At 61.4% G+C, this 19,088-nt stretch carries 16 protein-coding genes and 2 tRNA genes; 12 read left to right on the top strand and 6 right to left on the bottom strand.

Going from position 1 to position 19,088, the window contains the following annotated elements:
• Window positions 1–48: 48 nt before the first annotated feature.
• A complete protein-coding gene (locus A3E77_RS17525) occupies window positions 49–681 on the bottom strand; it encodes a DUF4230 domain-containing protein (RefSeq protein WP_293648314.1) in 633 nt (210 codons plus the stop codon).
• Window positions 678–1,163: a hypothetical protein gene (locus A3E77_RS17520; RefSeq protein ID WP_293648311.1), complete on the bottom strand. Its 486-nt coding sequence runs from the start codon at window positions 1,161–1,163 to the stop codon at window positions 678–680. The genes A3E77_RS17525 and A3E77_RS17520 overlap by 4 nt, the downstream gene beginning before the upstream one ends.
• A 176-nt stretch (window positions 1,164–1,339) precedes the next feature.
• Between A3E77_RS17520 and A3E77_RS17515 the strand changes: the two genes are divergently transcribed.
• The 4 genes from A3E77_RS17515 (at window position 1,340) to A3E77_RS17500 (ending at window position 5,743) form a co-directional block, all read left to right on the top strand.
• Window positions 1,340–1,513, top strand: coding sequence for a helix-turn-helix domain-containing protein (locus A3E77_RS17515; RefSeq protein ID WP_293648308.1), 174 nt, complete (start codon window positions 1,340–1,342; stop codon window positions 1,511–1,513).
• 256 nt (window positions 1,514–1,769) lie between these two features.
• The gene (locus A3E77_RS17510) at window positions 1,770–1,988 is read left to right on the top strand and encodes a helix-turn-helix domain-containing protein (protein WP_293648305.1); all 219 of its coding nucleotides are present in this window, start codon (window positions 1,770–1,772) and stop codon (window positions 1,986–1,988) included.
• 83 nt (window positions 1,989–2,071) lie between these two features.
• Complete coding sequence (locus A3E77_RS17505; RefSeq protein ID WP_293648302.1) at window positions 2,072–2,683, top strand: UPF0149 family protein; 612 nt, start codon at window positions 2,072–2,074, stop codon at window positions 2,681–2,683.
• 1,392 nt (window positions 2,684–4,075) lie between these two features.
• Window positions 4,076–5,743 carry a trypsin-like peptidase domain-containing protein gene (locus A3E77_RS17500; protein ID WP_293648300.1) on the top strand — a complete coding sequence of 556 codons (1,668 nt, stop codon included), beginning with the start codon at window positions 4,076–4,078 and terminating at the stop codon, window positions 5,741–5,743.
• A 141-nt stretch (window positions 5,744–5,884) separates the two neighbouring features.
• On the opposite strand, the gene A3E77_RS17495 is transcribed toward A3E77_RS17500, so the two are convergent.
• The 3 genes from A3E77_RS17495 to A3E77_RS17485 all read right to left on the bottom strand — a co-directional run bounded on the left by A3E77_RS17495 (window position 5,885) and on the right by A3E77_RS17485 (window position 7,270).
• Window positions 5,885–5,960 (bottom strand) — tRNA-Thr (locus tag A3E77_RS17495).
• 221 nt (window positions 5,961–6,181) lie between these two features.
• Window positions 6,182–6,847: a TetR/AcrR family transcriptional regulator gene (locus tag A3E77_RS17490; RefSeq protein WP_293648298.1), complete on the bottom strand. Its 666-nt coding sequence runs from the start codon at window positions 6,845–6,847 to the stop codon at window positions 6,182–6,184.
• 336 nt (window positions 6,848–7,183) lie between these two features.
• A tRNA-Leu gene (locus A3E77_RS17485) sits at window positions 7,184–7,270 on the bottom strand.
• Between the two features lie 201 nt (window positions 7,271–7,471).
• Between A3E77_RS17485 and A3E77_RS17480 the strand changes: the two genes are divergently transcribed.
• From A3E77_RS17480 to A3E77_RS17450, 7 genes are all read left to right on the top strand, one after another.
• On the top strand, window positions 7,472–8,410 hold the full coding sequence (locus A3E77_RS17480; RefSeq protein WP_293648296.1) for a complex I NDUFA9 subunit family protein: 939 nt from the start codon (window positions 7,472–7,474) through the stop codon (window positions 8,408–8,410).
• Between the two features lie 63 nt (window positions 8,411–8,473).
• Window positions 8,474–9,274, top strand: coding sequence for an undecaprenyl-diphosphate phosphatase (locus tag A3E77_RS17475; protein WP_293648294.1), 801 nt, complete (start codon window positions 8,474–8,476; stop codon window positions 9,272–9,274).
• A gap of 158 nt (window positions 9,275–9,432) precedes the next feature.
• Window positions 9,433–10,875: an NAD(P)-dependent oxidoreductase gene (locus A3E77_RS17470; RefSeq protein WP_293648291.1), complete on the top strand. Its 1,443-nt coding sequence runs from the start codon at window positions 9,433–9,435 to the stop codon at window positions 10,873–10,875.
• 23 nt (window positions 10,876–10,898) lie between these two features.
• Window positions 10,899–12,053 (top strand): DUF2059 domain-containing protein, encoded by a 1,155-nt coding sequence (locus A3E77_RS17465; RefSeq protein ID WP_293648288.1) that lies wholly within the window; start codon window positions 10,899–10,901, stop codon window positions 12,051–12,053.
• A gap of 64 nt (window positions 12,054–12,117) precedes the next feature.
• Window positions 12,118–16,650: a glutamate synthase large subunit gene (gene gltB / locus A3E77_RS17460; protein WP_293648286.1), complete on the top strand. Its 4,533-nt coding sequence runs from the start codon at window positions 12,118–12,120 to the stop codon at window positions 16,648–16,650.
• A 254-nt stretch (window positions 16,651–16,904) separates the two neighbouring features.
• The gene (locus A3E77_RS17455) at window positions 16,905–17,339 is read left to right on the top strand and encodes a hypothetical protein (RefSeq protein WP_293648283.1); all 435 of its coding nucleotides are present in this window, start codon (window positions 16,905–16,907) and stop codon (window positions 17,337–17,339) included.
• A gap of 94 nt (window positions 17,340–17,433) precedes the next feature.
• Window positions 17,434–18,105: a glutathione S-transferase family protein gene (locus tag A3E77_RS17450; protein ID WP_039575719.1), complete on the top strand. Its 672-nt coding sequence runs from the start codon at window positions 17,434–17,436 to the stop codon at window positions 18,103–18,105.
• Between the two features lies 1 nt (window position 18,106).
• Here A3E77_RS17450 and ubiG read toward each other — a convergent pair whose 3' ends face one another.
• A complete protein-coding gene (ubiG, locus tag A3E77_RS17445; protein WP_293648280.1) occupies window positions 18,107–18,829 on the bottom strand; it encodes a bifunctional 2-polyprenyl-6-hydroxyphenol methylase/3-demethylubiquinol 3-O-methyltransferase UbiG in 723 nt (240 codons plus the stop codon).
• A 160-nt stretch (window positions 18,830–18,989) separates the two neighbouring features.
• Between ubiG and A3E77_RS17440 the strand changes: the two genes are divergently transcribed.
• Window positions 18,990–19,088 (top strand): hypothetical protein (locus A3E77_RS17440; RefSeq protein WP_293648359.1); only part of this gene is annotated, 99 nt, incomplete at its 3' end.

Below are 19,088 nucleotides of genomic sequence, written 5' to 3'. Positions count from 1 at the left end.
CCCGAGATTTCTCCCGAGGCCTTTGGTTGATGATGTTGTTGGGGTTTGCTAGTCGAAGGTCGCCGCCACCTTCACGTCAGGCATCCCCGCAATGCGTAGCGGGATAGTAAAGTAGTTTTCGACATTGGTCCGAGCCTGACGCTTCGCCGCGTTGAGCAAGCCCGGTTGTTGCGCTTGCGCGATCAGCGCCCGCCGCGCATTTTTATAATTTGCCTTCCGCAACGCTTCGACCTGCTCATCCGAGAAGGTGTATATGCCGCCGTTTATTGTGGTCGCGTTCTCCGGCTGAAACGCAATGTCGCCCAGCGTCACCTTGGGCAGCTTCACAGTCACCAGCTTCGCCCTCTCATCATACCTAACGTCGGCAAGGCTGAGATTGGACAGGTCCAGATAGTAAGTCACGACCGCCGGAACGATCAGCTCTTGCTCGCCACCAAAGAGCCAGAGAACGGTGCGACCGGCTTGGACCGTGGCCGTGCCCTTGTACGAGTAAACCAGCAGCTTGTTCTCTTCCCGCAGGCTTTCGACGGTCGTTGCGAGAACCTTGGTGGTGTCAACCGTGAAGAAGCCGGTGTGCTTGACCTCCCTGTCCAGCAGTGCCTTCGGCGCGGCGACGTAACCGACACCGAAGGCGACGACGTGTGTTGCGGCGAGAAGTCCGATTGTGCGGCGTTCTATCATTTGAGCGGGAAAATGACGGCGGGTTTGGACAGGAACGTAAGTGTCCAGGTCGCGCGGTCGAACGACTTCTCGTCGACCTTCCACACAAGGTGCGCGTCCGTGCTCAGGTTCGGGTTGAGATTTTCAAACCAGCTAGAGTTGGATGCTGCGGACAGCGTCGTCGATGCAACGATTTCCGGCTCGAACTTATGACCGGCGGGATCGACTAGGCGTGGCTGGGGCCACTTTTCAAACGGAAGTGCATCGGCGGAAACGTTCTTCAGCGCATAAGTGACATGGACATAGGTGGCCCCGTCAGGAGCGGTTGGTACCATCCCCATCGAACCTACATCGTGGCTCACCTCAATATCTTTCAGCGTGATCTCCACGCCTTCGGCTTTCCTGGTGACGGCGGGCGCAGCGCTATCGTTGGTGCCATCGCAGGCGGCCAGACCGGCGGACAGCAGAAGCGCCAACAGCGCGGGCTTCAGTTTGATAATCATACTCTTCTCCTCTTGGTGATACCCGATCTTGGGCGTGATGAAGCCATCACCGGCGGCACACGTTACCGACGGCTTTGGCCAAGGCTAGTAAAAATGAGATTCATAGTCCGTGGTCCGATCGGCAACATTCTGGCCCATCCTAGAAGATGGACGTTCGGCAAAGATTGGCTGTAAACATGAAGCGGCTGCGCAAAGAGCGCGGTTGGTCGCAGGAAGCTCTTGCCGATGAAGCAGAGCTTGATCGGACCTACATTAGTGGCATTGAGCGGGTGGTAAAAAACCCCACGATCACCGTGATTGAGCGGATCGCGTCAGCCCTAAGCTGCCCTCTTGGCGAACTGCTCGATTAGACGCTCTCGGTTGGGAATCGATATATCCGAGGGCGCAGAAAGATTGATATGATGCAGAATCTAGACGAACAGCCGACAGAAGACGCGAAGGAAGCTGCTCGCGAAAGGCGAGAATCTATCAGAGCAATGCCGAAAGGTCCGAGAAAGCAAGTTGCCAAACGGTTGCACCAAGTGATTAGCCACGCGGAACATTTGATTTCTCTGACCGATCCAAAAGCGTCTTCCGAGTAACCGCGTCGACCGTCCACATCGGCGCATGGATGTGGTTCGGCTTCTCGGCGTCAATGTTCGGCACCAACGCAAGCTGAAGGGCATGACCCAGGAACAGCTAGCGGCGGGGGCGGGGATGGAATGCAGCTATGTCAGCGACCTCGAAAGGGGTACGCGGAACCCGTCTGTGGCTGCATTAGGCAGGATTGCAGATGCGCTCGGCATTGAGCCACATCTTTTGCTTTCAAATGACCTAACCATTTAGTCAGTGGCCTATATGTTCATGTTTTGTTCTCCTTCTAAATAAGGTGGTTGGTTTTGCGCGCCCGACAACGGTATGCGGGCGGGATGCAAGATTATCTCGATCAGCTCGATCACATTCTGCTCCACCAGTTCGATGAAGGCATGTTGCTGTCCGAACTGGATGGCTATCTGACGGGCATTATCGTCAGTCCCGACCTTGTGCCGCAATCGAAATGGCTCAAAAAGGTATGGGGAGACGCGCCGCCCAAGTTCGACAGCATGGAAGAGATGCAGGGCTTCCTTGATCTGCTTATGCGCCACTACAACGGCATTCTGGGCGACCTCTCACGGCCCGGTGCATATGGACCAGTCCTTGATGTCGATAGGCGCAACGGTGATACGCTGTGGGAGCTTTGGATCGACGGCTTCGTCCAAGCCATGAAACTGTCGCCGATCGGCTGGAACCGTATTCGGGCAAGCGACGACGCGGCAGTCAAGGGCGCTCTGGCTGGAATTACCGAGCTATCCGACAACAGAAGCACCGTAACCGCGGCGGCAGACAGTCGAAGTGAGGCGGTCGAACGGCTTTCCACTTGGGTTGAACTGCTTCACGAATGGCGACTGAAAAACGACGAGAACCGCTCCAAAGTCGGGAGAAACGATCCTTGTCCTTGTGGTTCGGGCAAGAAATACAAGAAGTGCTGTGGGCTCAACTAGCGGGATGTGTCCCCTTCATCGGCGATTAACCCGCCGACGTTATTCAAAATCCGTCTGATTCTCATGCGACCCGAGGAGAGGATACGCCCCGTCAAGCTTCCACGCTTGGCGGGGCTATTGATTAGCGATTGTACAGATTGAAAACACGCGCTGCCTCCACTATGATTTTCTGGAGGAACTAAAGGGGTGGCATTGCCAAAATCTAATCTCGATTGGCTAGGGATCGTTTCCCTATGGGTCGGCGCGATAATCATGGCGATAAAGTCAGCTGACGCTCCTCTGGTAGGGGGCGCACCTTCATGGCTGTCCAGCGGAATATGGGGGCACGCTCCCCTTGTGCTTATCACGCTGTATCTGGCTGTTGCTCTCTATAGATTGCTGAGCCCGGTGAGTGAGCCAGCGCCTAAGCCGGAGGCCGCAGAAGATGGAGGAAAGCAACTTCAACGCCGACAGCTGATTGCTGATGGTCGTAACCTAGTCGCCCGGTTCAATCGACAGACTCGTCATGATGGGCTGATTGCTTTCCTTTCCGATAAGGCGGGGTGGCACGCTATACGGCCCCGGCTGGATCCGAAGATACTTGCTGATTTGGAAAATGGGCGGCTTGCCGTCGCTACACGGGGTGACGTTAAGGACGGTAAGGTGTACTACCTCATGCAAGAATTGGATCGCCTTGAGCGTGAATGGGACCTACTCTGACGCTGACTTCCTCGGTTTCGCCTTCACGACTGTCTTAAGCCGCTCATCCCAGCGGGCTTCGTCATCGTCCGCTTTTCGCTCGCGCGCGTCTTATTTGAATTTTTAAAGCTGGGATTGGTTATGATCGATCCCCTTGGTCGGCTTCCCGCGATTTTATGATCACATCACACCGTCCGCATACACGGACTTCGGCCGCCTATTTGTAGAAACAGTTCAACGGAATTTTCGCCTTGCTGTTGTTGTCGTCGCAAATGTTGCGCTTGGTCTTTTGGCTTCGGCCGACGTTGGGCTCCTTCCCGGCGTCAATGTGCTGCACTAGCGCGAGCTGAAGGGGATGGTACAGCGGCGGCAGAGGAAATGGAGCGCAGCTATTTGACTGACCGTGAACAGGAGCGCCGCACCCGTCTGTGGCTTCGCTCGGTCGGCTCGCGGACGCCGATGGAATCGGGCCGCACAAACTGCTGCTGAAGAGCTAACGACGATACTATATAAAACGGTGAGGTTTTCGTGCAGAAGTCATTGTACTAGAAATGATTGGAATCTGAGCCTTTTGACGCTAGACGTGTCTGACTAGTCGAGTTTCGGTTGCTGTGCGCGTCGATACTGCGCGTAATTGGAGTATGTAATACATTATCCCGACCAGATGATCGGAATGCCATCACATGGTAAAGGTTAGAACGGAACTCGACTAGTATGACTGCGCCCCTGCAGCAGATAAGTACGTTTGATGATTTAGCAAAACTTATTCAGGTTGATGTTAAGGTCATGAAATCCTTTGCTTATGATCGACCTGACTCGAAAAGGTATAAAACTAGACCGTTTATAAAGCGAAATGGGGTCATTCGGCAGATCGCCGTTCCTCATTCGACCTTGAAAATGATCCAGCGACGCCTTTTGCTAGAACTTGAAAAGCTATATCGGCCGCATTCCCGTGCATTCGCTTATATAAAAGGCCGCGGCATCAGATCAAATGCCACCACTCACCTTGGTCGGAAGCACATCTTTTCTGTAGATATAAAGGATTTCTTTGACCAAATTAATTTTGGGCGAGTTCGAGGTCGGCTAATGGCCCAGCCATACGGGCTTAGCAACTCCATCGCAACAACGATAGCGTGCCTAACCACATTTGATAACAAGCTTCCCTTTGGGGGCCCTACTTCGCCCATACTTTCGAATATGATCTGCAGCGGCCTTGATGCTGAACTAGCGAAGCTAGGACGCGATACAGGGAGTTTTTATACTCGATTTGCAGATGACATGGTGTTCAGCACGCAGAAAAGTCGCTTCGCACATCAAATCGCTCAACTCGTTGACGAAGACGGAGTTGGGAAAATCATTCCTGGCCCTGATCTGGACCAAATAGTGACGAAACACGGCTTCACACTCAACCCAGCCAAAACACGGTTAAAATCTCGCCAAGATCGTCAAATCGTGTGTGGCGTTATGTGTAACGAGAAGCTTAATATACGACGTGAACTGCGTCGAGAAATTCGAGCCATTTTAAATGCGTGGCAGAAATATGGGGAGGATAAGGCCCAAGAGTATTGGGTTAGCAATTACGGACGCCCGGAGAACAGCAGCTTCGAACTCAGTCTTCGCGGTAAGATTGAATTTATGCGTCATATCCGTGGTGAAAACGACGAAACGGTTTGGAAGACGGTTCAAAAATTCAACCAATTAACTTCTGGTAGCCTGATATCATACGAGCCTCCAACCGACTGGAGGGCCGAACTTGAGCGGTCGATCTGCATTGTAGCGGCAGAGAGCGGTGACATCAAAAAGGCTGATGCCGTTGCGCGTCAGGGCAGCGGCTTTGTTATACAAGATGGCCTCATCGTAACGAACGCCCATGTGGCCTGCTACGCCGACGGTAGCTCAGTCGAAAAACTCTCTGTATCGTTCCGAGATTTGGCGTTTGGGGCGTTGGATGTTGAGCTTTTGCGCAGTTCGATTGACGCAGATGTCGCGATACTGCGAATTAAGGATCAGGCACTAGCTACATCGTTAATCGAGGCCCGAGCGCTCGATTTTGATTTTAATGCTTCAACAGAAGTTGGCGCCACGGTGACGTTGGCGGGCTACCCCAACCACACTGACGGCGACACTGCGCACGTCGCCGTTGGCCACGTCACCGGCAAGTCGCAATATCTTGGATTGGAGTTGTTCCGAATCTCGCAGAATGTGATCTATGGTAATAGCGGCGGCCCCGTGCTGGATGACCGAGGTAAAATTTTAGGGATCGCAGTTTGTGGTTCCGGAGAAAGCGACGCTCCTTATACGGTGCATAATGGTGCTATACCCGCCAAAGCCGTTCGGGATTTTTTATTCCCTCCCTTACTGGATCCACCTTTGCCAACCTGAACATGTTGATTCGGTCCGAAGGGGGGGGGCAGCGTGGGTAGGGCTCATTGTCCTTCCCAAAGAGACCCAAGCAAGACCCAACCAACCGCCCACACATGGGGCCTTTCGGCCGTACGTCTAACACTCGCCTTCTGGAAGTTATGGTGCCGCTTAGGTGACTCGAACACCTGACCCCATCATTACGAATGATGTGCTCTACCAACTGAGCTAAAGCGGCAACGAGGGGCGCCACTAGCAGCGCGACCCGATGATGACAAGCGCCCTCGGGCAAATGTTTGCCCGCCTAGCGAACTTCGATCGCGGGCGGCCCCGACACCGACCGGCGGCATTGAACGGTTCGGCATGTTCGAGGAATAATCAGCAGCTCTCACCCGATTCGCGACCATAGCTTCGACATCGACATGAGCCGCGCGCCAACTGACATTGTGTCGCCTGACATCATTCGGCGTCGGCGGCATAGGCCCGTCGGCGGATGATGTCGTCGGCGGCCTGCGATGCGATCAGTTCGGCGTCGTCATGATCAAGGCCGAACGACCGCAACATCATCGTGCACAATTGCTCGGCGGTCTCGATCGATCGCACTCGCTCGCGCCCACGCGCGGCCGCGAGCAGCAGGCTATGGACGATGCCGATGACAAAAAGCAGTCCTGAGTCGATCGTGGGGATCGCGATGCGCCCGCTCCGAATCCCGCCATTCAGGTCGCCCCGCAATCCATCGTTCAGCGACTCGCGTGCCGAACCGCGCGGATCGTTGCGAAGCATGACATGCGCCTCGACGGGGTCGTCGGCCGCCATCGCCGCATAAACACAGATCGCGCGGGCAATCCGCACCGCCGGATCGTCGACCGCGGCGTTCACCATCGCCACGCGCGCTTCGATACCACGCCGAATATCGGTCACGATCGCGGCAAGCAGCGCGTCCTTGTCGTCGAAATGATTGTAGAATGTCCCCTTCGCGACGCCCGCCTCCTGGACGATGTCGTCGATGGCGACCGCATCGAACGGCCGCTCGGCAAATAGCTTGCGCCCCGACGCGAGGAGCGAAGCACGGGTTCTGGCCGTGCGATTTCCCTGCGCGCGCGCCGATGTCTTTGCTGCCGTCATCGAGGATGCTTGCCGGAAAAAAGCGACGCGCGCCACCCCGCAACCGCCGCCAACCTCAACGCCCTGTCCATGCTCAAACGGCCATTTATAGACGCAACGCGTCGGTGCCCCCTGTCGCCACGCCGCGGGCTCGCCCTGCACCATCGCGCTGGGGTTTGCCAGCAACGGTTCGGGCAGCCCGACCAGCGCGGCGGCCCCACAGGCCGAAACAATGGGCCGTCCCGGCTATCGCTTTCGGTGTCGCATCGCATGTCCCACCGCTACACATCGAACGGCCGGGCAAGAAAACGCCGTATTTTTCAATAATATCCCGCCCATTCGATGGCATGGGATAAATGGTGCCCAGAAGAGGACTCGAACCTCCACGACCTTGCGATCGCCAGCACCTGAAGCTGGTGCGTCTACCAATTCCGCCATCTGGGCACGGGGTAGGAGCGGGCGCTTAGCGGGGCGGCCATCGGCTTGTCAACCGCGGTGCGCAGGCGGGGGTGCATTTTATCGCAAAGCCTTGGGTTTTACGCCCCAACGCCGCGGTCGCCCCTTGCCCCCTCCCCCGCTTCGCGGCATGGGGAACCCGTGCGGCGCGCCCGGCGCCGGGAAAAGAATCGATCACAGGCGGACGCAATGCAGAATCTCGACGGACAATTGATCACGGTTGTGGGCGGCGGTGGCTTCCTGGGCCGCTATGTCGTGCAACGGCTGCTCGCGCGCGGCGCGCGCGTCCGCGTCGCGCAGCGCGAGCCCCGCGCCGCCACCTTCCTGAAACCGCTTGGCGGTCTCGGCCAGACGCAGTTCGTGGCGTGCGACGTGCGCGACGCCGCCAGCGTTGCGCGCGCCGTGCAGGGCAGCGACGCGGTGATCAACCTGGTCGGCGCGTTCGCCGATATGCAGGCCGTGCAGGCCGATGGCGCGGGCCATGTCGCGGCGGCCGCAAAGGCCGCGAGCGTCGCCGTTCTCGTGCATGTCTCGGCAATCGGCGCCGACCGCCAAAGCGCCTCGGCCTATGGCCGCAGCAAGGGCGATGGCGAAGCGGCGGTCCGGGCAGCCTTTGCCGACGCTGCCATCGTGCGTCCGTCGATCATCTTCGGCCGCGAGGACCAGTTCATCAATCGCTTCGCAGCAATGATCCGCATGGCGCCGGTCGTCCCGGTGATCGCGCCGGACGCCAGGTTCCAGCCGGTCTATGTCGGCGACGTGGCCGATGCGGTGGTCGCGGCGCTCGCCCCGCAGGCCGCGGGCCATCTATACGAAGTCGGCGGGCCGGAGGTGCTGACGATGCGCGCGCTGCTGCGCTGGATCGCCGATGCCATCGGCCGGTCGCCTTTGTTCGTCGAGGTGCCCGATGTCGTCGCCTCGGCGCTCGCATCGGGCTTTGGCTGGGCGCCCGGCGCACCGATCACCAAGGACCAGTGGCTGATGCTCCAGCACGATAATGTCGTCGCCGACGGAGCCGCGGGGCTCGCCCAACTCGGGATCACGCCGACGTCGCTCGGCTCCGTGTCCGACAGCTGGCTCGTCCAATATCGCCGCCACGGCCGCTTCGCGGTCAAAACCCCCGCCTGATCCTTTCCGCCCGCCCGGCGGTCGCCATGTGATTGCCGGGGATGACGATCCCCAGGACCCTACATGCACGACCTTCTGACTATCATTCTGCTCGGCATCATCGAGGGGCTGACCGAATTTTTGCCCGTCTCCTCGACCGGCCACCTGATCCTTGCCGGTGAATTGCTAGGCTTTACCGGCGAAGGGTCGGCAGCGTTCAAGATCGCGATCCAGCTCGGCGCGATCCTCGCGGTTCTCGTCGCCTATCGCCAGCGATTTTGGACGGTCGGCAAGGGCCTGCTTCGCGCCGATCCCCCGGCGATCGCTTTCACGCGCAACATCGTGATCGGCTTCCTGCCCGCGATGATCATCGGCGCCGTGGCTTACAAGGGCATCCGGGCGCTGCTCGAATCGCCGACGACGGTCGCCGTGGCACTGATTGTCGGCGGCGTTGCGATCCTGTTGATCGAACGGATGGTCAAGACCGTGAAGGTCGAAAGCGTCGAGGGCATGCCGATGCGAACCGCGATCGCCGTCGGGGTGATGCAATGTGTCGCGATGATCCCGGGCGTCAGCCGGTCGGGTGCGACGATCATGGGCGCGTTGCTGATGGGGGTCGAACGCAAGACCGCGGCGGAATTCAGCTTTTTCCTGGCGGTGCCGACGATGATGGGGGCGACCGCCTATTCGCTATGGAAGGATCGCGCGCTCCTGACCTTCGACGACATGAACGCGATTGCGATCGGCCTGGGCGTCGCATTCGTCGTCGCGCTGGTCGTCGTCAAAGCCTTTGTCGCCATTGTCGGCCGCTTCGGATTTGCCCCTTTCGCCTGGTATCGTATCATCGTCGGCGTCGGCGCACTTTTGTTGCTATCGCTGCGATAGGTCCGACGCGATACTAATTTGCGAAAGATAATTGCGCGAACCGATTTTTCTGCGTGATGTGTACCAAAAATAGGTTATAAACACTGACCTATCTGGCAATTTGCCCGTGACACGGCTTTTCCGGCCATGCAAATCCCCGCTCCAGAAGGGGATATTGCATGGCTTCCGATCGCATGCTCCAATTTGTGGGGCGTGAACAATCCTATCCGGACAAGCGCTCCGCCGAAGAACGGGCGCGCGACTTTCGCGAAATTGCCGAGCGCTACGCAGCGCCCGACGCCGACGCACAGGCGGCGCGCTGCTCGCAATGCGGCGTGCCCTATTGCTCGGTGCATTGTCCGCTGCACAATCACATTCCCGACTGGCTGCGCCTGACCGCCGAGGGCCGCCTGCGCGAAGCCTATGAACTCAGCAACGCGACGTCGACGATGCCCGAAATCTGCGGCCGCATCTGTCCGCAGGATCGCTTGTGCGAAGGCAATTGCGTCATCGAATTTTCGGGCCATGGCGCGGTGACGATCGGCAGCGTCGAGAAATATATCACCGACACCGCCTGGGCTGAGGGCTGGGTCGAACCGCTGCATGCGGGCGCCGCCACCGGCCAGTCGGTCGGCGTGATCGGCGCGGGTCCGGCCGGGCTGACGGCGGCCGAATATCTGCGCGCCGCGGGGCATGACGTGCATGTCTATGACCGGCACGACCGCGCCGGCGGGCTCCTCACCTATGGCATTCCGGGCTTCAAGCTCGAAAAGGATGTCGTGATGCGCCGCATCGACCGGCTGGTCGAGGGCGGCATCCATTTCCATTTGGGGTTCGCGGTGGGCGACGACGCGACGCTCGACCAGCTGCGCCAGAAGCATGACGCGATCCTGATCGCGACCGGCGTCTACAAGGCGCGCGAGATCGCCGTTCCCGGCAACGGCGCCAAGGGTGTGATTGCCGCGCTCGACTATCTGATCGCGTCGAACCGCAAAAGCTTTGGCGATGACGTCCCCGCCTTCGACGACGGGCGTCTCGATGCCAAGGGCAAACATGTCGTCGTTATCGGCGGCGGTGACACCGCAATGGACTGCGTCCGCACCGCGGTGCGCCAGGGCGCGAAGTCGGTGAAATGCCTCTATCGCCGCGACCGCGAGAATATGCCGGGGTCGCAGCGCGAAGTCACCAATGCCGAGGAGGAGGGCGTCGAGTTCGTCTGGCTCTCCGCACCCGAAAGCTTCACCGCGGACCAGCATGTAAAACAGGTCGCGGTGGCGGGGATGCGCCTCGGCGCGCCCGATGCGAGCGGACGCCGCAGCCCGGAGGCCGACCCCGGCCGCAAGTTCGACGTGCCGGCCGACATGGTGATCAAGGCGCTGGGTTTCGATCCCGAAGAGCTGCCGCACCTGTTCGGTTCGCCCGACCTGTCGGTGACCCGCTGGGGCACGCTGCGCGTCGATCATCAGACGATGATGACCAGCCTTCCCGGTGTTTTTGCGGCGGGCGACATCGTGCGCGGCGCCAGCCTGGTCGTCTGGGGCATCCGCGACGGCCGCGATGTCAGCGACCATATGGCAAAGTGGTTGAAGGCGAAGGCGAAAAAAGAAAAGAAGGCGGCATGACCAACAGGGGAAGGAAATTCACGATGCCGACATTCAAATCGATTCTGGTCGCCGGCGCCGCGGCGATGCTGCCGCTCGGCGCATCCGCTTATGCCGCGCAGCAGGAAGCACCCGTGGCCGAAGTCGTCGCGCCCGACCTCGAAGAGGAGACGTCCGCTCCGTTCGACAGCGAGGCCTATGTCGAAGAGCAAAAGGCCAAGATGCAGAAGGAAATGGACGAGGCGATCGCGCTGATCGAAAAGATGTTCGACACCGGCAACCTGCCGCCGATCGAACCGGCGCGCCTCGCGCTTGCCCAAAAAACGATGGGCCAACTGGTCCCCGGCGGCAGCCTCGAAAAGATGATGGACAATCTTTACGGCAAGATGTTCAAAACGCTGATGGGCGAGTTCGGCGGGCAGTCGGACCTGATGCTATCCATCAAGACCGGCGTCGAAAGTGAAAAGATCGCGGCGCTCGACGAAGCGACGAAGACCAAGGTCGCCGATATGTTCGATCCGCACCGCAAGGAGCGCGAAGAGCAGATCACCAGGGTGATCAAACCGCTGATCAGCGAAGTATTGAGCGACATGGAATCGCCGATGCGCGAGGGGATGGCGAAAGCCTATGCCCGCAAGTTCAGCGCGGCGCAGCTCACCGACCTCAACGGCTTTCTCGCGACGCCCACCGGCGCCCTTTACGCCAACGAATGGATGGCGTTGCAGGCCGACCCCGAAGTGATGCTGGCGATCATCAAGGCGGTCCCGCCGCTGATCACGAAATTCATCGACCGCGCGCCGCAGATCGAAAAGGACATGAAGGATCTGCCCAAGGAAAAGCAGCTGGCCGATTTCGATGACAAGCAGCTCGCCCAGCTTGCAAGGCTGATGAAGGTCGACGTGAAAGTGCTGCAAGACCAGCGCGACATGTGGAAGAATGATACGGTCGAAGCCGCCGATGCGGTCGCGGTCGATGCCGCCGACGATTATGCCGCCGACGCGGCGACCGATGCCGCGAATGCCGCGGCCGATGCCGCCGCGATGGCGGTCGACGACCCGGCATATGATCGCAGCAACTGGTCGGCCGACGACCTGAAACGCGTCATGGATCTGGAAGCCGCTTCGGCCGCCGCCACGACGGCGTATCTCGAAGCCGAAGCCGAAGCCGCCAACAAGGCGCGCGAACGACTGCCGGATTGACGAACATCCGCCATCCCGGCGCAGGCCGGGATGGCGGGTTGATTATAAAGCATCAGGAACGAAGATGATGACCCATTACCCCACCCCCGATCACGCGCGGCTCGAAGCCGAAGGCATGTATCGCCCCGACATGGAATCCGATGCCTGCGGCGTCGGCATGGTCGCGGCGACCGACGGCAAGCCGTCGCGCCGCGTCGTCGAGGCGGCGATCGAAGCCTTGCGGGCCGTCTGGCACCGCGGCGCGGTCGATGCCGACGGCAAGACCGGGGATGGTGCGGGCATCCATGTCGACTTGCCCGTCCGCTTCTTCGACGATGCGATCGCCGCGTCGGGGCACAAGGTGCGCCCGAACCGGCTCGCCGTCGGCATGATCTTCCTGCCCCGCACCGACCTTGGCGCGCAGGAGGAATGCCGCACGATCGTCGAGGCCGAGATCATCGACGCCGGCTTTACCATCTATGGCTGGCGCCAGGTGCCGGTCGATGTGTCGGTGATCGGCGACAAGGCGCAGCGCACGCGCCCCGAGATCGAACAGATCATGATCGCTGGCCCCCTGCCCGACGAACAATCGATCGCCGAATTTGAAAAGCAGCTCTATCTGGTCCGCCGCCGCATCGAGAAAAAGGTCATCGCGGCGCAGATCGCCGATTTCTACATTTGCAGCCTGTCGGCGCGCTCGATCATCTACAAGGGCCTCTTCCTTGCCGAGAGCCTGGCGGATTTCTTCCCCGACCTCACGAACAAGCTGTTCGAGAGTCGCGTCGCAATCTTTCACCAGCGCTATTCGACAAACACTTTTCCGCAATGGTGGCTGGCGCAGCCGTTCCGCTGCCTCGCCCACAATGGCGAAATCAACACGATCCGCGGCAACAAGAACTGGATGAAAAGCCACGAGATCAAGATGGCGAGCCTCGCGTTCGGCGAGCATAGTGAAGACATCAAGCCGGTGATTCCGGCAGGCGCGTCGGACACCGCCGCGCTCGATGCTGTGTTCGAGGCGCTGTGCCGCGCCGGCCGCGATGCGCCCACCGCAAAGCTGATCCTGGTGCCCGAAGCCTGGGCGGGCGAGAGCGACGTCCCCGATAATCACCGCGCGATGTACAGCTATCTCGCCAGTGTCATGGAGCCGTGGGACGGCCCCGCCGCGCTCGCGATGACCGACGGCCGCTGGGCGGTCGCGGGCATGGACCGCAACGCGCTGCGTCCGCTGCGCTACACGCTGACCGCCGACAATCTGCTCGTCGTCGGGTCCGAAAGCGGGATGGTGCTGCTGCCCGAAGCGAGCATCCGCAAAAAGGGACGGCTCGGCCCCGGCCAGATGATCGCGGTCGATCTCGACGACGGCACGCTCTACGAAGATCTCGCGATCAAGGACAAGATCGCCGACGCCCAGGATTATCCCTCGCGCGTCAAGGGTTTCCGCACGATGGCGGACCTGCCGAAAGGCGGCAAATCCAGCCTGCCGATGTTCGATCGCGCCGAACTGCTCCGCCGCCAGGTCGCGGCGGGGCTGACGATGGAGGATATGGAACTGATCCTCTCCCCCATGGTGGAGGATGCGAAGGAAGCGATCGGGTCGATGGGCGACGACACCCCGCTCGCGGTCATTTCGGACAAGCCGCGCCATGTCGCGCAGTTCTTCCGCCAGAATTTCAGCCAGGTCACCAACCCCCCGATCGACAGCTTGCGCGAACGCCATGTGATGAGCCTGAAGACGCGCTTTGCCAATCTCGCGAACATCCTCGACGAAAAGGGCCAGAGCGACCACGTCCTCGTGATCGATTCGCCCGTGCTGGTGGGTGATGATTGGGACCGGCTGCGCGCCTATTTCGGCGATGCCGTCGCCGACATCGACTGCACCTTTGCCGCGGGCGCCGACGCGTCGGCGCTGCGCGAGGCGATCGCCCGTGTCCGCCGCGAGGCAGAGGAGGCGGTGCGCGCCGGACGCTCCGAACTGTTCCTGTCCGACCAGAATATCGGCGAAGGCCGCGTCGGGGTCGCGATGGTGCTGGCCGCCGCCGCCGTCCACACGCACCTCGTGCGCAAGGGGCTGCGCAGCTATGCCTCGATCAACGTGCGGTCGGCCGAGGTGCTCGACACCCATGCTTTTGCCGTGCTGATCGGCGTCGGCGCGACGACGGTCCACGCCTACCTGACCGAAGCGGCGATCGCCGACCGCCACGCGCGCGGACTGTTTGGCAGCGAGCTGACGCTGGACGACTGCCGCCAGCGGTTCCGCAAGGCGATCGACGACGGCTTGCTCAAAATTCTCGCGAAGATGGGGATTGCCGTGATCTCCTCCTATCGCGGTGGCTATAATTTCGAGGCGGTCGGCCTCAGCCGCGCGCTCGTCAACGACCTGTTCCCCGGTATGCCGGCCAAGATTTCGGGCGAAGGTTATCAATCGCTGTTCATCAACGCGACCGAGAAGCATGAGGCCGCGTTCGACGCGCGCGTCACCACCCTGCCGATTGGCGGTTTCTATCGCCAGCGGGCGGGCGGCGAGGCGCACGCCTATTCGGCGCAGCTGATGCACCTGCTGCAAACCGCGGTCGCCACCGACAGCTATTCGACCTATCTGCAATTTTCGCGCGGCGTCGCCGATTTGCCGCCGATCTATCTGCGCGACCTGATGGAATTCAACTACCCCGCGCAGGGCATCGCGCTCGACAGCGTCGAGGCGATCACCGAAATCCGCAAACGCTTCGTCACCCCCGGCATGTCGCTCGGCGCGCTGTCCCCGGAAGCGCATGAAACGCTGGCGATCGCGATGAACCGCATCGGCGCCAAGGCGGTGTCGGGCGAAGGCGGCGAAGCGAGCGAGCGCTACACGCCCTATGCGAATGGTGACAACGCCAACAGCAATATCAAGCAGATCGCGAGCGGCCGCTTCGGCGTCACCGCCGAATATCTTGGCGCGTGCGACGAGATCGAGATCAAGGTCGCACAGGGTGCCAAACCCGGCGAAGGTGGCCAGCTGCCCGGCTTCAAGGTCACCGAATTCATCGCGCGTCTGCGCCATGCGACGCCGGGGGTGACGTTGATCAGCCCGCCGCCGCACCACGACATCTATTCGATCGAGGATCTGGCCCAGCTCATCTATGACCTGAAACAGATCAACCCGAAGGCGCGGGTCTGCGTCAAGCTCGTCAGCTCGGCGGGCATCGGCACCGTCGCAGCAGGCGTCGCCAAGGCGCACGCCGACGTGATCCTCGTCGCGGGCAACACCGGCGGCACCGGCGCCAGCCCGCAAACCAGCGTCAAATATGCCGGCACCCCGTGGGAGATGGGCCTGTCCGAAGTCAATCAGGTGCTGACGCTCAACGGCCTGCGCCATCGCATTCGCCTGCGCACCGACGGCGGCCTCAAGACCGGGCGCGACATCGTGATCGCGGCGATCCTCGGCGCCGAGGAATATGGCATCGGCACGCTCAGCCTCGTCGCGATGGGCTGCATCATGGTTCGCCAGTGCCACAGCAATACCTGCCCGGTCGGCGTCTGCACGCAGGACGAGAAACTTCGGCAGAAGTTCACCGGATCGCCAGAGAAGGTGATCAACCTGATGACCTTCATCGCCGAAGAAGTGCGCGAAATCCTGGCAAAGCTCGGTTACCGAAGCCTCGACGAAGTGATCGGCCGCACCGAATTGCTGCGCCAGGTCAGTCGCGGCGCCGAACATCTCGACGACCTCGACCTCAACCCCATCCTTGCCAAGGTCGACGCACCCGACGATCAGCGCCGTTCGCAGGGGCCGAACTTCCGCAACCCGGTGCCCGACAGCCTCGACGCGCAGATCCTGGGCGATGCCAAGCCGTTGTTCGATCGCGGCGAGCGTATGCAACTGACCTATAATGTCCGCAACACGCACCGCGCCGTCGGCACGCGCCTGTCGGCGGAGGTCACCGCGCGCTTCGGCATGAAGGGGCTTGCCGACAATCATGTGCAGGTGCGCCTGCGCGGCACCGCGGGCCAGTCGCTCGGCGCCTTCCTGTGCCAGGGCGTGACGCTGGAGGTGTTCGGCGACGCCAACGACTATGTCGGCAAAGGCCTGTCGGGTGGCCGCATCATCGTGCGCCCGACCGTCTCCAGCCCACTCGTCAGTCAGCACAACAGCATCGTCGGCAACACCGTCCTCTATGGTGCGACCGCGGGCACGCTGCTTGCGGCGGGTCAGGCGGGCGAACGCTTCGCCGTCCGCAATTCGGGCGCCAAGGTCGTGGTCGAAGGCTGCGGCGCCAACGGCTGCGAATATATGACCGGCGGCACCGCGGTGATCCTTGGCCCCGTCGGCTCGAACTTCGGTGCGGGCATGACCGGCGGCATGGCGTTCATCCTCGACACCGACGGCCAGTTTGAACGCCGCGCCAATAGCGAATCCATCGTCTGGCAACGGATCGACAGCGCGCATTGGGAAAGCGTGGTGCGCGAACTGATCGAGGATCATGCCAAGGCAACGGGCAGCAAATGGTCCGGCGAAGTGCTCGCCGACTGGGATCGCTGGCGCGATCAATTCTGGCAGGTATGCCCGAAGGAAATGCTGTCGCGTCTGGCCTACCCGCTGAGCGATGCCGAGGCCGAGGTGGTCGCCGCGGAATGATCGCAATCCTCCCCGCGCCGCACGCATGGGGAGGCGGCAGCGCGAAGCGCTGACGGAGGGGGCAGTGACGCGAGGTCGCTGCCCCCACTCCACCACACTTCGGGCGATCGCCATCGCCAAGCGATGGCGAGGGCCGTTTATCGCGCCCGCACAACATCTTGTCGCAAGCCTCAAATGCGTTCAGCCCAGCGAAAGCGTCGATCGTCTAAGAACCGCGTTTTGCTGCCCCCCTCGTCCCGTGAAAGGATCGAGCCATGACGCGTATCGCCCTGATCGCCCTTCCCCTGCTCGCGCTCGCCGCGCCGGTCCCCGCCGCCGCCAGTGAATTGAGGGAGATGAACGACACCGTCGCGACGCTCAACGACCCGGTGGCGCAGGACCGCATGGCCGACACGATCACCGCGATGGTCGGCGCCCTGATGCAGATGCAGGTCGGCCCGCTTGCCAAAGCCGTGGCCCAGATCGACCCCGAATCCGACGCCGCCTATATTCCCGACGATGCAACGCTGGGCGAGCTTGCAGGCCGCGATCCCGACTATGCGGAACGCATGGGTAGCGACGTGCGCGCCGGGACGCGCATGGCGGGGCACGCCGCATCGGCGATCGCCGCTTATGCGCCGCTGCTCAAGGACATGGCGCGCGACTTCGCCGCACAATGGGAACGCGAACGCGCCGACGCGCGGCGATAACCTGTCTTTCCGTCATCCCGGCGAAGACCGGGATGCCAGTAGGCTATTCGCATAGCCGTTGCGCGCGGCGCCCCGCTGCCGCTATGCCGGACCCATGTGGCAACTCTATCAATTCCCGCTCTGTCCCTTTTCGCGCAAGGTCCGCCTTTTGCTGGGTGAAAAGGGCGTCGGTTACGAATTGGTGCGCGAATCGCCGTGGGAACGCCGCGACGAATTCATTGACCTCAATCCGGCTGGGCGCACCCCGGTGATGGTCGACCAGGCGCGCGGCCAGGTGCTGATGGACAGCATGGCAATCGCCGAATATTTCGAGGAAACCGTCGAAGGCAAGGCGATGATCAACGGAACGGCGGCCAACCGCGCCGAAATCCGCCGCCTGACGTCCTGGTTCGACCATGATTTTTACTATGAAGTCACCGGCCCCCTGCTGTTTGAACGGATGCAGAAACGCATCGTCCATCGCCAGCCGCCCGACGCCGGCGCGCTTCGCGAGGCGATGAAGGCCGCGAACAACCATCTCGACTATGTCGATTATCTGATCGACCACCGCACCTGGCTCGCCGGCGCGACGATGAGCCTCGCCGACCTGACCGCCGCGGCGCATATCTCGGTCGCCGATTATCTGGGCGGCATCGACTGGACCGGACATGAGCAGACCAAGGGCTGGTATTCAGGCCTCAAATCGCGCCCGAGCTTCCGGCCGCTGCTCGCCGAGCGAATGGAAATCGTGACGCCGCCCAAATATTATGAGGATGTGGACTTCTGACCTAGGGCCATCGCGCCGCGACGAGATAGTTCAGCGTCTCGCTGCCGCCGAGCGTGAAGCCCTTGGCGGCCGACGGCGACAGGCCGGTACGGTCGATGACCTCCAGCCCCGCGCCTTCGAGCAGCTTTGTCAGCTCTTCGGGCTTCAGAAACTGGTCCCAGTCATGCGTGCCCCGCGGCACGGCGCCGATACGTTCGGCCGCTTCGACGAGCAGCAGCTTCGACAGCATCGTGCGGTTCGGGGTCGACAAGATCATCAGCCCGCCGGGCGCCAGCCGCGCCGCGAGTTCGGCGATAAAGGCGGCGGGATCGGTGACATGTTCGACGACCTCCATCGAGGTGACGAGGTCGAAAGTCGCAGGCGGCAGCGCGGCGAGTTCACCCGCGAAATAGCTGATCGCCAGCCCCTGCCCCGCTGCATGTTCGCGCGCGGCGGCAATATTCTCCGGCGCCGCATCGACGCCGGTGACAGTGGCCCCCATCCGCGCCAGCGGTTCCGCAAGCAGCCCCGCGCCGCATCCGACGTCGAGCGCCGTCCGCCCCGCCAGCGCAAAACGGTCGCGCGCATCGACATGCCAATGCGCGTCGATCCGGTCGCGGATATAGGCCAGCCGCACCGGATTGAGCTTGTGCAGCATCGCCGACGAACCGTGCGGGTCCCACCAGTCGGCGGCCAGCGCCCCGAAATGGGCGGCTTCGTGCGGGTTGATCGTGGCAGCACTCATGCCCTGCGATGTGGCACCGTGCCTCGCGCCATGCAAGAAATTCTATCCCGCGCATACGATGCCGGTCTTGCCATCGACCGCCCCCTTCCGTAACGACGCGAGCGCCGCAGAAATGCTTGGGAAAGTTGCGGCCGAAACCAGATCAGGAAAGCGGGGCGAGATGGCGCGGATCGTGATGAAATTCGGGGGCACGTCGATGGCGGGCACCGAGCGGATTCGCACCGTGGCGAAACTTGTCGCGCGCGAAGTCGCGAACGGC

The organism is Sphingopyxis sp. RIFCSPHIGHO2_12_FULL_65_19, from assembly GCF_001830555.1.
Lineage (GTDB): Bacteria > Pseudomonadota > Alphaproteobacteria > Sphingomonadales > Sphingomonadaceae > Sphingopyxis.
Note: the sequence above shows the minus strand (reverse complement) of the source record. Positions and strands in the feature narration are given on the sequence as shown.

What these genes read in the sequence shown, in the direction of transcription:
- A3E77_RS17520 (WP_293648311.1), bottom strand. Translation starts at nt 1,163, where the DNA reads ATGATTATCAAACTGAAGCCCGCGCTGTTGGCGCTTCTGCTGTCCGCC.
- A3E77_RS17455 (WP_293648283.1), top strand. Translation starts at nt 16,905, where the DNA reads ATGACGCGTATCGCCCTGATCGCCCTTCCCCTGCTCGCGCTCGCCGCG.
- A3E77_RS17505 (WP_293648302.1), top strand. Translation starts at nt 2,072, where the DNA reads ATGCAAGATTATCTCGATCAGCTCGATCACATTCTGCTCCACCAGTTC.
- gltB (WP_293648286.1), top strand. Translation starts at nt 12,118, where the DNA reads ATGATGACCCATTACCCCACCCCCGATCACGCGCGGCTCGAAGCCGAA.
- A3E77_RS17515 (WP_293648308.1), top strand. Translation starts at nt 1,340, where the DNA reads ATGAAGCGGCTGCGCAAAGAGCGCGGTTGGTCGCAGGAAGCTCTTGCC.
- A3E77_RS17465 (WP_293648288.1), top strand. Translation starts at nt 10,899, where the DNA reads ATGCCGACATTCAAATCGATTCTGGTCGCCGGCGCCGCGGCGATGCTG.
- A3E77_RS17480 (WP_293648296.1), top strand. Translation starts at nt 7,472, where the DNA reads ATGCAGAATCTCGACGGACAATTGATCACGGTTGTGGGCGGCGGTGGC.
- A3E77_RS17510 (WP_293648305.1), top strand. Translation starts at nt 1,770, where the DNA reads ATGGATGTGGTTCGGCTTCTCGGCGTCAATGTTCGGCACCAACGCAAG.
- A3E77_RS17475 (WP_293648294.1), top strand. Translation starts at nt 8,474, where the DNA reads ATGCACGACCTTCTGACTATCATTCTGCTCGGCATCATCGAGGGGCTG.
- A3E77_RS17525 (WP_293648314.1), bottom strand. Translation starts at nt 681, where the DNA reads ATGATAGAACGCCGCACAATCGGACTTCTCGCCGCAACACACGTCGTC.
- A3E77_RS17500 (WP_293648300.1), top strand. Translation starts at nt 4,076, where the DNA reads ATGACTGCGCCCCTGCAGCAGATAAGTACGTTTGATGATTTAGCAAAA.
- A3E77_RS17450 (WP_039575719.1), top strand. Translation starts at nt 17,434, where the DNA reads ATGTGGCAACTCTATCAATTCCCGCTCTGTCCCTTTTCGCGCAAGGTC.
- ubiG (WP_293648280.1), bottom strand. Translation starts at nt 18,829, where the DNA reads ATGAGTGCTGCCACGATCAACCCGCACGAAGCCGCCCATTTCGGGGCG.
- A3E77_RS17470 (WP_293648291.1), top strand. Translation starts at nt 9,433, where the DNA reads ATGGCTTCCGATCGCATGCTCCAATTTGTGGGGCGTGAACAATCCTAT.
- A3E77_RS17490 (WP_293648298.1), bottom strand. Translation starts at nt 6,847, where the DNA reads ATGACGGCAGCAAAGACATCGGCGCGCGCGCAGGGAAATCGCACGGCC.